Source organism: Falsiroseomonas sp. E2-1-a20, from assembly GCF_051433195.1.
Taxonomy (GTDB): domain Bacteria; phylum Pseudomonadota; class Alphaproteobacteria; order Acetobacterales; family Acetobacteraceae; genus Falsiroseomonas.
The window spans coordinates 1-12,510 of record NZ_JBHMFT010000041.1 but is presented as its reverse complement, the minus strand read 5'-3'; the positions used below and the strand labels follow the sequence as shown (position 1 = coordinate 12,510).

General features: G+C 67.2%; 10 protein-coding genes. 1 reads left to right on the top strand and 9 read right to left on the bottom strand.

Annotated features, from left to right (window positions below; all coding sequences use genetic code 11):
• Nucleotides 1–168: 168 nt before the first annotated feature.
• The 6 genes from ACFHPP_RS26295 to ACFHPP_RS26270 all read right to left on the bottom strand — a co-directional run bounded on the left by ACFHPP_RS26295 (nucleotide 169) and on the right by ACFHPP_RS26270 (nucleotide 8,817).
• Nucleotides 169–1,239, bottom strand: coding sequence for an acyltransferase family protein (locus ACFHPP_RS26295; RefSeq protein WP_437166210.1), 1,071 nt, complete (start codon nucleotides 1,237–1,239; stop codon nucleotides 169–171).
• Nucleotides 1,240–1,480: 241 nt separating this feature from the next.
• Complete coding sequence (locus ACFHPP_RS26290) at nucleotides 1,481–2,725, bottom strand: MFS transporter (protein WP_437166209.1); 1,245 nt, start codon at nucleotides 2,723–2,725, stop codon at nucleotides 1,481–1,483.
• A gap of 188 nt (nucleotides 2,726–2,913) precedes the next feature.
• Entirely contained in the window at nucleotides 2,914–3,981 is a 1,068-nt protein-coding gene (locus ACFHPP_RS26285; protein ID WP_437166208.1) for a spore photoproduct lyase family protein, read from the bottom strand.
• A gap of 1,127 nt (nucleotides 3,982–5,108) precedes the next feature.
• Nucleotides 5,109–6,068 (bottom strand): L-histidine N(alpha)-methyltransferase, encoded by a 960-nt coding sequence (gene egtD, locus ACFHPP_RS26280; protein WP_437166207.1) that lies wholly within the window; start codon nucleotides 6,066–6,068, stop codon nucleotides 5,109–5,111.
• Complete coding sequence (gene egtB, locus ACFHPP_RS26275) at nucleotides 6,065–7,270, bottom strand: ergothioneine biosynthesis protein EgtB (RefSeq protein WP_437166206.1); 1,206 nt, start codon at nucleotides 7,268–7,270, stop codon at nucleotides 6,065–6,067. Before egtB ends, egtD begins: the two co-directional genes overlap by 4 nt.
• 389 nt (nucleotides 7,271–7,659) lie before the next feature.
• Nucleotides 7,660–8,817 carry a hypothetical protein gene (locus tag ACFHPP_RS26270; RefSeq protein ID WP_437166205.1) on the bottom strand — a complete coding sequence of 386 codons (1,158 nt, stop codon included), beginning with the start codon at nucleotides 8,815–8,817 and terminating at the stop codon, nucleotides 7,660–7,662.
• Nucleotides 8,818–9,278: 461 nt separating this feature from the next.
• On the opposite strand from ACFHPP_RS26270, the gene ACFHPP_RS26265 reads away from it, so the two are divergent.
• Nucleotides 9,279–9,833 carry a PEP-CTERM sorting domain-containing protein gene (locus ACFHPP_RS26265; protein ID WP_437166204.1) on the top strand — a complete coding sequence of 185 codons (555 nt, stop codon included), beginning with the start codon at nucleotides 9,279–9,281 and terminating at the stop codon, nucleotides 9,831–9,833.
• A gap of 174 nt (nucleotides 9,834–10,007) precedes the next feature.
• Here ACFHPP_RS26265 and ACFHPP_RS26260 read toward each other — a convergent pair whose 3' ends face one another.
• From ACFHPP_RS26260 to ACFHPP_RS26250, 3 genes are all read right to left on the bottom strand, one after another.
• Nucleotides 10,008–10,313 (bottom strand): hypothetical protein, encoded by a 306-nt coding sequence (locus ACFHPP_RS26260; RefSeq protein ID WP_437166203.1) that lies wholly within the window; start codon nucleotides 10,311–10,313, stop codon nucleotides 10,008–10,010.
• A gap of 971 nt (nucleotides 10,314–11,284) precedes the next feature.
• Nucleotides 11,285–11,833 (bottom strand): PEP-CTERM sorting domain-containing protein, encoded by a 549-nt coding sequence (locus tag ACFHPP_RS26255; RefSeq protein WP_437166202.1) that lies wholly within the window; start codon nucleotides 11,831–11,833, stop codon nucleotides 11,285–11,287.
• A gap of 409 nt (nucleotides 11,834–12,242) precedes the next feature.
• Nucleotides 12,243–12,368, bottom strand: a complete 126-nt coding sequence (locus tag ACFHPP_RS26250) for a hypothetical protein (protein WP_437166201.1) — start codon at nucleotides 12,366–12,368, stop codon at nucleotides 12,243–12,245.
• Between the last annotated feature and the right edge of the window lie 142 nt (nucleotides 12,369–12,510).

Below are 12,510 nucleotides of genomic sequence, written 5' to 3'. Positions count from 1 at the left end.
CCCGTCATGACTGTGAACAGGCACCTGAGTGGGACCCCTTTCGGCACCGGGGTTGCCTTACACAAGCATTGTCTTGTCTCGGTTCTCGAGTGGGACCCTCCCCGCCGATCTGGGGCCCTGTAGCGCGCCGATTCACAGCGGGAGAGCCGAACGTCGATGTCGGGCTTTTTACCGCGGCGCGCTCGCGGCGATCTGCCTTTCGTCATTGCGCCGATAGTTGGCGTACCAGTGCCGGATGAGCCGCTGCGCCGGGCGCTCCACCAGCCAAGTGAGAAGGGTGGCGGCCAGCAAGGCGGCGGTGAGTGCGACGACGATCGACTCATTTGCCGCCCAGCCTGCCTCCTGCAGCCGAACGATCAGCGCACGTCCTGCGTAGTTGTGGACGAGATAGAGGCTGTAGGAGATCGCGCCCAGCCAGACCAGCAGGGGGTGACGCAGGAACCTGGCCCTACCCGTGAGGATGAGGCCAATGGCGCCCAGCGCGACCAGCGCCGTGACGGTGAAGTCGACAGGATGCTGGACCAGGATCGTGAGGAGGGCAGCGACGATGATCAGCGCGGCGTGCCGTGGCTGTTCCTTCACATGCAACCGGTAAAGGCAGATCCCCAGAACGAAGAAGGGCAGGTGCGGAAGGACGAGGCCGAAGGTTTCCGTGAGGTTCCAGCCCCACGCATCGTCGCCGCCGAGGACCCGCCCGCCCCACCAGATCCAGCTCATCGCGAGGCCCAGCATCATGTAGCGCTCAATCCATCGAAGCTGGCCCAGGACGAAGAGGATCAGCATGGCGACGTAGAACCAGAGTTCGACATAGAGGGTCCAGTAGGCCCCCTCGATGTGGTGGCCAGGAACGAATGGCAGCGCCTGCATCATGCTGAAGTTGATGAAGACGTGGGAAAGTGGGCGCAGATAGTACTCGACCCCCAGCGCCTGAACCACGATTGTCGTCAGCAGGATCGCCGCCCAGTAAACCGGGTACAGGCGCGAGAACCGGGACACCACGAAATCCATCGGCCGGCGCGTGCGCTGCAATGACATGAAGATGACAAAGCCGCTGATGACAAAAAACAGCTGAACTCCGCGCTCACCCCAGGGGAGCCAGAACAGCGGGTCCGTTGTATGTTCGTGAACCCCTTCGTACCAATCGAGGTAGTGGAAAAGAACGACGCCAAGGGCCGCAAGACCGCGCAATGCATCAAGCTCGCTGATGCGGTTGGTTCCAGGATTTCGAGCTGATTCCATCTAACTTCCACGATATGGTTGTGTCGGCGGCAGCCCCTATTGCGGTCGTCTGGTTCGATGGTTTCAAAAGTTCGCCGTCACACAGGAGTTCCGCATAAGACGTTAACTCCTGATAACGTGCATCCATGGGGCAGGTGCCGGCTTCCTGCTGTGGCGCCTCATCCTGAGGCGCCCGGCGATCATTGGCTCGGCATGCCGGTGTTGCCGGGTGCGGCAGGGCTGCGACCGTGCGGGCAGGAGGTCACTGCGGCAGCGGTGGCCGTGCCGCGACTGCGGCCCCGGCCGCGTTGCGTGTTTCTGGCACGGTCGCGAAGAAGGCCACGCCACCGACGGCAGCTATGGCGGCAAGGGCCAGGAAGGCGGCGTCGTAGCCTGCCCACACGATACAGGCCGCAGCGAAGGGACCGCCCGCCAGGCCACCGATCCCATGCACTGTACCCACCGCACCCTGTGCAGCGTTGAAATGCCCCGTGCCGCGCGTCAGGTCAGCGACGAGGACCGGAAACAGCGCCCCAAACACGCCCACGCCCACGCCATCCAGGAGCTGCACCGCCACCGTCCATGCAGGGGCGTCCGACAAGGTGTAGAGGGCGCCTCGTAAAGCTAGCGCTGCGTAGGCGGCCAGGAAGAACGGCTTACGCCCCCAGATCTGCGCCTTCGCACCCACGAGCGCCGCCGTCCCCACCATCGCCGCCTGCGCAGCAATCATGCTGGCGGCAGCAAGAGGCACGGCGTTGGCAGGGTCAATCAGCGCCGCACGCTGCACAACGAGCCCGAGCATGGAGGCATTGGCCATATGGAAAAGTGCGCCACAGCCGGCAAAGGCCATGAGCGGCTTGTTTGCCATCAGCGTCCGGAGCAGTGACGAGCGGACCCTCTCCTTGTTCTGGACGACCATGCCTCGCGCGGCATCATGGTCGATTGCCTCGGCAGGAAGAGCGCAGACAGCCACGATGCTTGCGACAGCTGCACCGGCGAGAAGCCCGAAGACGACCGATATGCCGAAGATCGGTGTCAGGGCCAGCACTGCGACGTTGATCGCGGCACTGCCGGCATGGAAGAAGGCCTCGTTGCGCGCAGCTCGGCGAGCGAACTGCTCCGGACCAACAACGCCGAGCGAGATGGCGGCGATGGTCATGCCGAGAGTGGAGTTTGCGAGCGCACCTGCCACGCCGGCCGCGGCCACCGGCGCAATCGTCGGCGCGAATGGAACCACGAAGCAGCTGATGGCGACTAAAGCCAAGGCGGATCCAGCCAGTGCGCGTTTGGCGCGTACCGCATCCACCATCGCGCCGATGGGCGTCTGCGTAATCAGGCCGGCAATGCTGCCGAAGATGTAGGCGAAGGCGATGTCCACCTCGCTCCACCCATGTGCGGCTACCAGGTAGACAACGCCATAGGGGCCGAGGCCGTATCGCACGTCCGCCAGGACGAAGTTCAGCACGTCGAGGGTACGCTCGGCACGCTGCTTCTGCGGAACTGGCACGGCTCCTCCCAATCACGGCTCGGTGCGCCTGCTCCGTGTCATAACATGGAGCACCTGGAGCGCCTCGGCTTGCGCTACTCAACGGCAAGCATGTTCCCGTAGGCATGGCCGAGCGCCATCACCAGGCGGGCGAGGTGGCCGCCAGCGCCAGGACACGCTTCGGCATCCAGAGGCGAGCGGGGGCGGCGTCAAAAGGCATAGCGTACCATGCAGTAGGGCATGCGGGAGGTGAGCAGGTCGAGGAAGCGGCGCAGCCACCTGCCCTTCCAGCCGGCGCGATAGCGCAGGTTCACCGCACCGGACTCGCTCCGCTTTTCCTCCTGGATGTCGGGCCGCCACAGCAGCTCCTCCGCCTTCGGGTGCCAGGCGAGGTTCACCTCGTGCAGCTCGGCATTGTGGGTCAGCAGGATGACCTCAGCGGCGAGCTGGTCCTTCACGGATTGCGGCAGTGCATCGTCCAGCTCCTCGAACAAAGCGCCCCAGTCGGCCTCCCAGCCCTCCCGCAGCACCACGGGCGAGAAATTCAGCTGCACCTCGTAGCCGGCGCGGTGCAGTTCCGGGATGGCGGCAATGCGGGTGGCAACCGGCGCGGCGCGGATATCGAGTAGTCTGGCCAGGGCATGCGGCATCAGCGACATGCGAATGCGCGTGCGATGCTGGGGGTCGTAGCCGAGCAGTGCTGGGTTGACCCACTTGGTCGCGAAGCTGCCCTTCGCGTTTGGCAGCCCGCGGAAGCTGGCCACGAGGTCGCGCACATTGTCCGAGACGTCCGCGTCCACCGAGAGATCGCCATTTTCGCCGAGGTCGTAGACCCAGGCCTCCGGATCCACCTGGTTCGGCCGCGGCTTCGGCCCCAGCCGCGTGGCATGGCGGATGGTGGCTGCCGTGATCTCGTCGATGTTGGCAAAGACGCTGATGGGATTGGCATGGCCTTTCCGCCGCGCGACGTAGCAGTAGGCGCAGGCCATGGCGCAGCCATTCGAGGTGGAGGGCGCGATGAAGTCGGCGCTGCGGCCATTCGGCCGGAAACCCATGCCGCGCTTCACGCCGAGCACCAGGGTCTCGCGCTTGGGGCGCAGGAAATCGGCGGGGTCGGCCTCTCGCAGGTCGGGGATGCGCCAGTGCGATTCGACCGGGATCCGCTCGGCATCCGGGAAATGCGCCAGCACCTCGCGGCCGCGCGCAAAGCCTTCCGCGGCCGGTTCGAGGTAGATGCGGCGGATGTCGAGAAGGGGGGAGGCGAGAGCGGCAACCATGCCCTGTACAGATAAGCACGCGAGCCCGAAACGTCAGCCCGCAGGGCGGCACTCCCGCAAGGTCAGGCAACTTGAATGCAGCTGATCCTGTTAGATTGTGCATCTCGCCCCTGCAGGACGCTGAACGGGGCCACCTTGAATGCAGGAGTTTCATGTCGGAAATTGATCGAGTTTTCCCTCCCCGCGCCGAGGGCGCTGATGTCCATCAGGCGGGCGAGACGCGTTTTATCCAGGCCTCCACCCGCAAGCGCGGTCTCGCACCTGCACAGACCCGGAGTGTTGAGGTGGTTCACCTCCGCAGCGCCAGATCAAAGCCGGCAGACGAACCTCGCCACCGGGCGGTGGCGAGGCAGCACGCCCAGACCTGGCCTGACGGATTTCGCGCGAAGACTGCCGCCCCGCAAACCGCCTTTGGCGTGGGGCTAACTGCGCCAGAACCCCCGCCACCCACGGCGCACCTCATAGCGGGGTGGGACCCGTCACCAAAGCCACCGGTCGCAGTCTCTCCCACGCCACCGGTGGACACCGGCGCCGCTGACGCCCGGCAGCCACCGGCCTCCCGGCCGAAGGCAGGGAGGGCCGGGTCTCGACGCTTTGCCGATCCTTTTGCGGACGGTGACAGCGGCGCAAACTGCCTACGCTGCGGCTATCTTGTGGAGAAAGCTCGGGAGGGTCGCAGCAAGGTGACCTGCTCGCGGTGCGGTTGACCTCCGCTTGCGAGTCCACGCTCTGACGTGATGAGCGCGCGCGTCCTGTCCGCGCGTCCTGTCCGCGCGCCCTCGCTGAGGCGGCGAGCGAGCACATCACGCGTCTGCGGATGGGCTCGCCGCCTCAGGCTCACGGCGATGGCGCTCAGTTTACATGGATCTCGCTGAACGCCTTACGCTGATCGAGCGTGAGGGGCTCTTCGCGGGTGAACTCCAGCCTCCCCATCAGCGTGCCGGCCAGCGCAGCATTCGGAGGGTACGGAGGGCGGGCCCGGCGGCTGGCCGCCCAGTCATCAATCTGCCGAACCATCTGTCTGCTGTTGCACGCCTGGCAACGATCTGCTCGGATAATGCGGGCCTCGGCTTAAAGGTCATGATGGCGAGCCCGCCCTCCTGAGGGTGCGGACGCCGCGAGCCCGGTCAGCCATCCAGCAGCCAGACCGAGAACAGTCTGTCGGGGTCGGTCCACATCCGCGCCTTGCACCAGCCGGCGCCAGCGGCCAGCGCCTCGATACGCTCGGGACGATACTTGTGGCTGCTCTCGGTGTGGATGCTTTCGCCGGCGGCAAAGCGGATCACCCGCCCGGCCAGGCGGACAGACTGCGCATGAAGCGCGACCAGATGCATCTCGATGCGCTCCTCCGCCGCGTTCCACAGGGCGCGATGGTGAAACCCGGCGAGATCGAAATCCGCGCCAGCCTCTCGATTCAGCCGCCGCAGCAGGTTCAGGTTGAAGGCCGCCGTCACGCCGCTGGCGTCGTCATAGGCGGCTTCGAGCACCGCGATGTCCTTCACCAGATCGGCGCCGAGCAGCATCCGTGATCCGGGGCGCAGCGTGCTGCGGGCACGCTGCAGGAAGCGGCTTGCGTCCTGCGGCTCGAAGTTGCCGATGGTGGACCCCGGAAAGAAGCCGAGATGCGTGGCGCTGCCTGCGGCGCGCCCGGCCAGATCGAACTGCTGCGTGAAATCCGCCACGACGGGCTTCACGGGCAATTCGGGAAAGGCGGCAGCAACGCGGGAAGTGACCGCCGTCAGCCACTCCGGTGCAATGTCGACGGGAAGATAGACTGACGGCGCCTGCAGTGCCTGCAGCAACTGAACCGCCTTGGCGCCGTCGCCCGGCCCGAACTCGATCACAGCGGCGCCGGGCCCGACGGCATTAGCGATCTCCGGACCGCATTCATCAAGGATACGCACCTCGGTGCGCGTCGGATAGTACTCAGGTAGCCGGGTGATCGCTTCGAAGAGCCGGGCGCCCTCCGCGTCGTAGAGCCATTTGCAGGGCAGCGTCTTGCGCGGCAGGGACAGGCCTTGCAACGCGTCGGAAATCAGCGCGACGCGCTGCGCCTCGGCAGGACCGAGCTGAAGCGCGCCGCTCACGCCGCATCCTCCGCCAGCCGCAGGCCACTGAACTGCCAGCGGGCGCTTGGCGGGAAGAAGTTGCGGTAGCTGGGCCGTGAATGCGCGGGGGCCGTCGCGCGCGAGCTGCCCCGCAGTACCATCTGGTTGATCATGAATTTGCCATTGTATTCGCCGACCGCGCCGGCCCAGGGCTGGAAGCCGGGGTAGGGTCGATAGGCGCTGCCGGTCCATTGCCACACAGGCCCATCGGCATCGACGAAGCCAGGCAGCGCGGCGGCGGCTTCCCATTCCTGTTCCGTTGGCAGCCGCTTGCCCCGCCAACGTGCGAACGCTTCCGCCTCGTACCACGAGATGTGACGGACCGGACGCTCCGCTTCGACGGGTTGCAGGCCGCCAAGGCCGAACTGCATCCAATCACCGTCATGGCTTTCCCAGTACAGCGGGGCGCTCCAGCCTTCCGCCTGCCGCGTCGTCCAGCCATCGCTCATCCACAGCAGCGGATCGCGGTATCCGCCGTCCTGCATGAACTCCTGCCATTCGCCGTTCGTCACCAGGGAGCCTGCGATGCGGTACGACGCGAGATAGGTACGGTGACGCGGCGTCTCGCTGTCGAAGGCAAAGCCGGCTCCACCGTGGCCAATTTGCACGACACCCTCTGGCCCATCGAGAAATCCAAGCGGTTGCGTCGCGGCCTGTGGGTCCTGCCAATCGGGATCGTAGGCCGGGCGCAGCGGATTGGCGCTGAGCGCATGAAGGATATCCGTCAGCAGCAGCTCCTGGTGTTGCTCTTCGTGCTGCAGGCCAAGCTCCACCAGCGCAGCGGCCTGTTGCGGCAGGTCGAGCAGCAGCCGCTCCATTGCCTGGTCCACGACCGCACGATAGTCGGCAACTTCAGCAGAGGACGGGCGTGTGACCATGCCGCGTTCTGGCCTGGCATGGCGTGGCCCGGCACCCTCGTAATAGGAGTTGAAAAGAAATCCGTACTCCTCGCGAGGGCGACGGTAGCCGGGTTGTAGCGGGAGCAGCAGAAAGGTCTCGAAGAACCAGGTGGTATGCGCGCGATGCCACTTCGTCGGGCTTGCGTCCGGCATGGATTGGATCACCTGATCCTCCGGCGAAAGCGGTGCGGCCAGCGCCTCGGTCCTGGCGCGCACCGCCCGATAGCGTTCCAGCAATGGGCGCGCTTCTGTGCGTCGATCTGCAGGAAAGATCGCATTCATGCGTAGGTCTCCTCACCGCATGCGCCAGGCGCATCATCGGGACAGCGGCGTCTTCGGGTCGTGCACGTAGAATGAACCAGCAATAAGCCTGGGACGTCGTGCAGGTTCCCGAACGGAAACATCGGCGCCCCCAGCGACGTCAGCGCTTGGGCGTCCGGGTGTCGAGATGGCGGGCGGAGGTCGTATGCCTCCAAGCCGACTACGTACCATCAGCGCATGGACGTCCCCCCGGAGGAATGTTGTTGAAGCCGATGATCCTTAACGATGGCGCGGTCTTGGTGGAGGACTTCGCGAGGCGGGGCCTTGCGCGAGAGACGTGCTGCTCTGACCGCGGCTGCACAGCATTGGCCGGTGCCGCATCGGCGCGATGTTCCGCAGCGTCCGGCCTATCATTCGTTTGCCGTCCTTGTCGGGTCCTCGTCTGACGGATCCGCGTCGCTATCGCCGTGCTGCGGCTTCCAGCCACCGCCGGCCAGTTGGTCGAGGCTTTGGCGTGTGCGGCGCATGGCGGCCTCGGCCTCGCGCAGGGCGGCCTCGAGGTCGCTGTAGTCAAAGGCCGTGCGCGCGACCGGGGGCCGCGGCGCGATCAACCCCGTCGGCGGCGCGGACTCGATCTCACGCGGGACCAGGCGCGGCCGGCCGCGGCCGCGGCCGGGCTCGGGCCGGCGCGGTGGCGCCACGGCGGCGGCGAGCGGCGCCAGGTTCCGCAGGCCGAACAGCCGGCGGGCGGCGCGGCCGGTGACCTCGACCACAACGCCGTCCTGGACCAGGCGGTCGAGGATGGCGAGCGCGCTCTTGACGGCGATGCCGAGCGCCCGCGCCAGGGAGGTGGCGGAGAGCAGCGGCAGGGCGGCCAGCAGGTCGACGGCGGCGGGGGTGCGGGAATGGCGGCGGTGGCCGGCGGTGGCCTGGCGGGCGGCGGACCAGCCGCGCTCGAGATCGGCGAGCCGGGCCAGGGCGTCCTCGGCCTCGTCGGCCAGCGCCTGCAGAAAGACCGGGACCCAGGTCTCGAAGCGCCAGTCCACCTCGGCGCGCAGGGCGCTGGCGCCGGTGAGCGGCAGCGGCGCCCGCAGCAGGCCCGTGGTGCCCCAGTGGCGCACCAGGGCGGCGCGCAGCGGCGCCCGAGCGCCGCCGGCCTCGAGCCAGTGCCAGGTGGCCGTGGCGGCGTCGAGCAGGGCGACGCCGGTCGCGGCGCCGGCGTCGAGCGCGGCCTGCGCCGCCTGCACCTGGGCTGCCTCCGCCGGGTCGGGCGCGGTGAGCCAGCGGTGCAGGGCCAGCGCGGCGCGGCCGGCCTCGAACACCCCGCCCGCCTCGGCGAGGTTTCGGGCGCCCATCATGCGGCGCGGCCGCAGCCCTTCGAGCAGGGCGGCGAGGTGCCAGGGGTCGATGAGGGACCCGTCGACCGCGGCCTGGCGGCGCACGGCGTCGAGCCGGGTGCGGTGCAGCAGCGCCGGCAGCAGGGGGTGGCGGGCGCTGGCCTGGTCGAGCCGGGCCAAGGCGGCGGCGGCGCGCGCCAGGGCGCGGAGGAGCGCGGCGTCGGCGGGCATCAAAAGGCGGCCCTTTCAGAGGGTTGCGCGATATGGGTTACCGTAGACCGGCTCGGGCGTAAAACAAGCTGAATAATCCGGCCGAGCCCCCTTCCCGCATCCGGTTGCGCCCCGAAATTGTGTCCGGTAATGGATATTTATCGGACATGACGCGATGCGGACCACGCTCTTGGGAACTGGCCAGGACGCGGGATCTTCCCTGCCGGGCACCGATCTACTGCTGGGCTATGCTGGCAGCCGCGTTTAGCCGTCTCCTCATCACCGCGCTCGCGCCGATCCGGTGACACGCTGGACGGCAGGTCATTTCGAAACCCTGTCGGGCGATCTTACGTTGCGTCCGGTAAACAAAACGGGAAGCCATTTTTCTGAATTATTATCAGACATTTAGGCGTTTGGCACAGGTCTTGCTGATAAAAGGTGGCGCCGTCCAATTCCGTGACGGCCTGGATCGGATGAACAAAATGAAGAAGGCACTTCTCGGCGCCGTTGCAGCCATTGCACTCGCGGCAGCACCCGCCCTCGCTGGCCCAATCGCGCCGGGCAGCACGCTGTCCATCGTCGGCGTCAACAGCGTCACCCCGACCTCGATCAGCTTTCCCTCGAACGGCTCGCTGTTCGTCAGCACCGGCACCTTCTCCAGCCTCGGCACCTGCTTCGGCTGCGTGGAACTCAGCAACATCACCATCGCTCCGACGGTGTCGTCCGGCCAGATCTTCACGATCAGCAACGCCGGCCTGACCTCCACCTTCACGCTCAACCCAGGTGCCACGGCCACCATGGTCGGCAGCACGCCCGGCGCGGTCGATGTCATCGGCACCGGCACCGTGACGCTGACCGGATTCGACCCGACGCAGGCGAACTTCGTGTTCTCCACGCAGTCCGGCTTCCCGGTCAACGTGACGTTCTCGGCCACAATCGATGCGGTGGCGGTACCGGAGCCTGCCTCGCTGGCTCTGTTCGGGCTGGGCCTCGCCGCACTGGGCGTGGCGCGGCGCCGGCAGGTGGCGCGGGCCTGACTACAAGCTAGATCCCCGGACGGGGGTGCTCCGCCCGTCCGGGGTAGCAGCGGGGGTTGAAGGCCCGTCCCCTTCGCCCCCGCAGCGCCCGTGTCAGCGGGTTGCTACAAGCCGCGCAAGGCAGGCCCCTTTTCACGCGCGGTAAGGGCGGATTATCGTGGCGGGGGCGCGCCCTTAGCGCCGCCAGAACGCCCGCCAGACCCGCGCCAGCGGCCCGCCCCGGCGCCACGCCGCCAGCTCATCCCGTGCCGCCTCGCGCTCGGCCTCAATCCGCGTCGCCCGCTGGCTGGACGCCTTGACCTGCCGCCGGAGCGGCACGGCTTCTCCCTCGGCGGCAGCCGCCTGCCGAACCGCATCGAGAAGCTTTGCCTCGGCTCCGTCCACCCGCTTGAGCTCCGCCTGAAGGTGCGTGACGAGCGCCTTGAGGAGCCAGGGAGGGTCCGGGTCAGCGTCCGGGACAACGCTGTCCTGCGGCTTCACGTCAGGGACAACAAGCCTGTCTGCCATACCCGCCCCCGCGTCCCGGTAGATGACCAGGATAGGTACCGCGACACGTCTCAGATTCTACCGTCAAGGCGCTTGCTCCCGAAGAGCTCATCTGGGCTTGCCGCGGGATCAAGATCGCCGGGCAGGAGGCGCCGCCGCGACCATCGCCAGCGTCATCCGCATCCCGGTGGCGGAAGAGCGCAGCGAGGGCGGGGAAGCGGCGACAGCCTCGACCCGCCCACGCTGCTATCCAGGACCGGCGACCTCGCGCCGGCCGGGGACCTCTTCGATACGCATCAGGGCACAATTGTATGCAGACACGACGGCAATAAACCGAGCGCTGCCGGAGGCGCTTTGCTCGTGTCGAAGACATGATGTCGACCACCCTCAAACTGGCCCTGGCGCTGTCCGCCGGGGCCTTTCTTTGTCAGGGCTACCGCATCGGCCTGCTAGGTCCGCTCCGCCTCCATGCGGCGCCGGCGTGTTCCTTCCGGGACGGAGATCCGAAGCCGGGTGGCCCGCGCCTGCACTGAAGCCAGCGAGCGCCCCAGCTGTTCGGCAATCAGCTTCGGCGGCGTGTTCATCTCGGCCAGACGCCGGAGCGCCTCGTCATCAGCCTCTGTCCAAGGCTTGCGGGCATTGGCGACGGGTCGAGGTGCGGTCATACGGCGTTAGCGCGCCGTGGCGGCAAAGGTCGCCACACCACCAAATCGGTCTCCATCCATCGGCCTTGATTCGGAGCGCGAGCCATGTCTCGCCAGCATTCACGCTCCGCAGCGACAGTGCGGCAATCTCGGCGCCTTGCCACAATCTGGCAGCGCCGCCGGGCTAGCGCATCGGCGTCTAGCGGTCCCCCTGATCCAGAAGAGCGGGAGGATACGCAGCGAGGCGAAGGGGACGGGCCTTCGACCCCGCTGCGATCCAAGACGGGCGTAACGCTCGCCTGTCCGGGATCCAGTTTGCGGTCAGGCCCGCGCTACCTGCCGGCGGCGCGCCACGCCCAAGGCGACGAGGCCCAGTCCGAACAGGGCCAGGCTTGCCGGCTCTGGCACCGCGGTGACGGTGGCGGAGAAGGTCACCGTCTGCGGAATGCCGCCCTGCGTCGAGAAGGACAGGTTGCCTTGGGTCGGGTCATAGCCGGTCAGCGTCGCCGTGCCGGTGCCGAGGATGTTGATCGCGCCGGGGCTGCCGCCAACCATCACTGCATTGGCGCCCGGATCCAGCGTGAAGGTGCCGGTGATGCCGGCATTGCTGATGGAGAAGATCTGGCCCGAGGACACGGTCGGCGAGTAGGTGATGCTGCTGAGGGTCACGCAGCCGAAGCAGGTGCCGAGGCCGGCGAAGTCGCCCGTGCTGACGAGGAGGCTACCGGCGGAGGGAAAGGTGATCTGCGTCGGCGAGACGTTGTTGGCGCCCGCGATGGAGAGGGTGCTGCCGGCCGCGATGGGGCCTGCCAGGGCCGGGGAGGCGGCGAGTGCAACGGCTGCCACTGCGCCGAGTAGTGCCTTCTTCATGTCTCGCATTCCTTGCCAAGATCCGCCGACGAGCCGGCTGGATGGCAAGGACACAGCAAACAGCGTGCCAACTTCATAAGCAATTGATAGCAAACAATATATCTGCGGCTATTTGAGAGAATGGACTTTTAGTGTAATGTCTACCGTCTTTGTGAAAAGTTCCGGTTTCGGATTGTCGTTTTTTGTCCGCGTTTCTCTAAGAAGCTGGTCGCGTTAGCGGAGCGGCCGTCACGTCCCGGCCGCGCGGCGACGATGGGCGCGACCGGGAAGCGCCGGAATCGGCAGGTCGGGCGGCGGGCACTGGACCCCGAATTCGTAATCTGCCAAACCGACTAGCAGCCGGGGCGGGCGGCGCGGCCGGCGACCATGTCCGGATGGTCCTGATACTGCGCGCCGGGCTTGCCAAGCATCAGCCGATCAGCCTCATCGCGCGCGCCTCCGCAATGCTCCGCGCAAGGCGGCCAGCGTTGAAATCCTTCGGGCAGTAGAGCCGCAGCGCGTGCTCAAAGGCTTCGACGAAGGCGCGGAGGTCCACTTAATCCCTTCGGACACCAGCCGCCGGAGACGCATGACCCACCCCCCTGCCCCGCCCGCCCCGCGCCCCCACACCCCGCCGGCGTTGGCCGACCTGGCCGTTACCGCCGACCGCGCCCGCGGCTACGCGCACCAGGCCCGCG

Bases quoted from the DNA above. Each gene is read 5' to 3' on its own strand.
- ACFHPP_RS26270 (WP_437166205.1), bottom strand. From the start codon at position 8,817: ATGCCCGCCGACGCCGCGCTCCTCCGCGCCCTGGCGCGCGCCGCCGCC.
- ACFHPP_RS26295 (WP_437166210.1), bottom strand. From the start codon at position 1,239: ATGGAATCAGCTCGAAATCCTGGAACCAACCGCATCAGCGAGCTTGAT.
- ACFHPP_RS26255 (WP_437166202.1), bottom strand. From the start codon at position 11,833: ATGAAGAAGGCACTACTCGGCGCAGTGGCAGCCGTTGCACTCGCCGCC.
- ACFHPP_RS26285 (WP_437166208.1), bottom strand. From the start codon at position 3,981: ATGGTTGCCGCTCTCGCCTCCCCCCTTCTCGACATCCGCCGCATCTAC.
- ACFHPP_RS26265 (WP_437166204.1), top strand. From the start codon at position 9,279: ATGAAGAAGGCACTTCTCGGCGCCGTTGCAGCCATTGCACTCGCGGCA.
- egtB (WP_437166206.1), bottom strand. From the start codon at position 7,270: ATGAATGCGATCTTTCCTGCAGATCGACGCACAGAAGCGCGCCCATTG.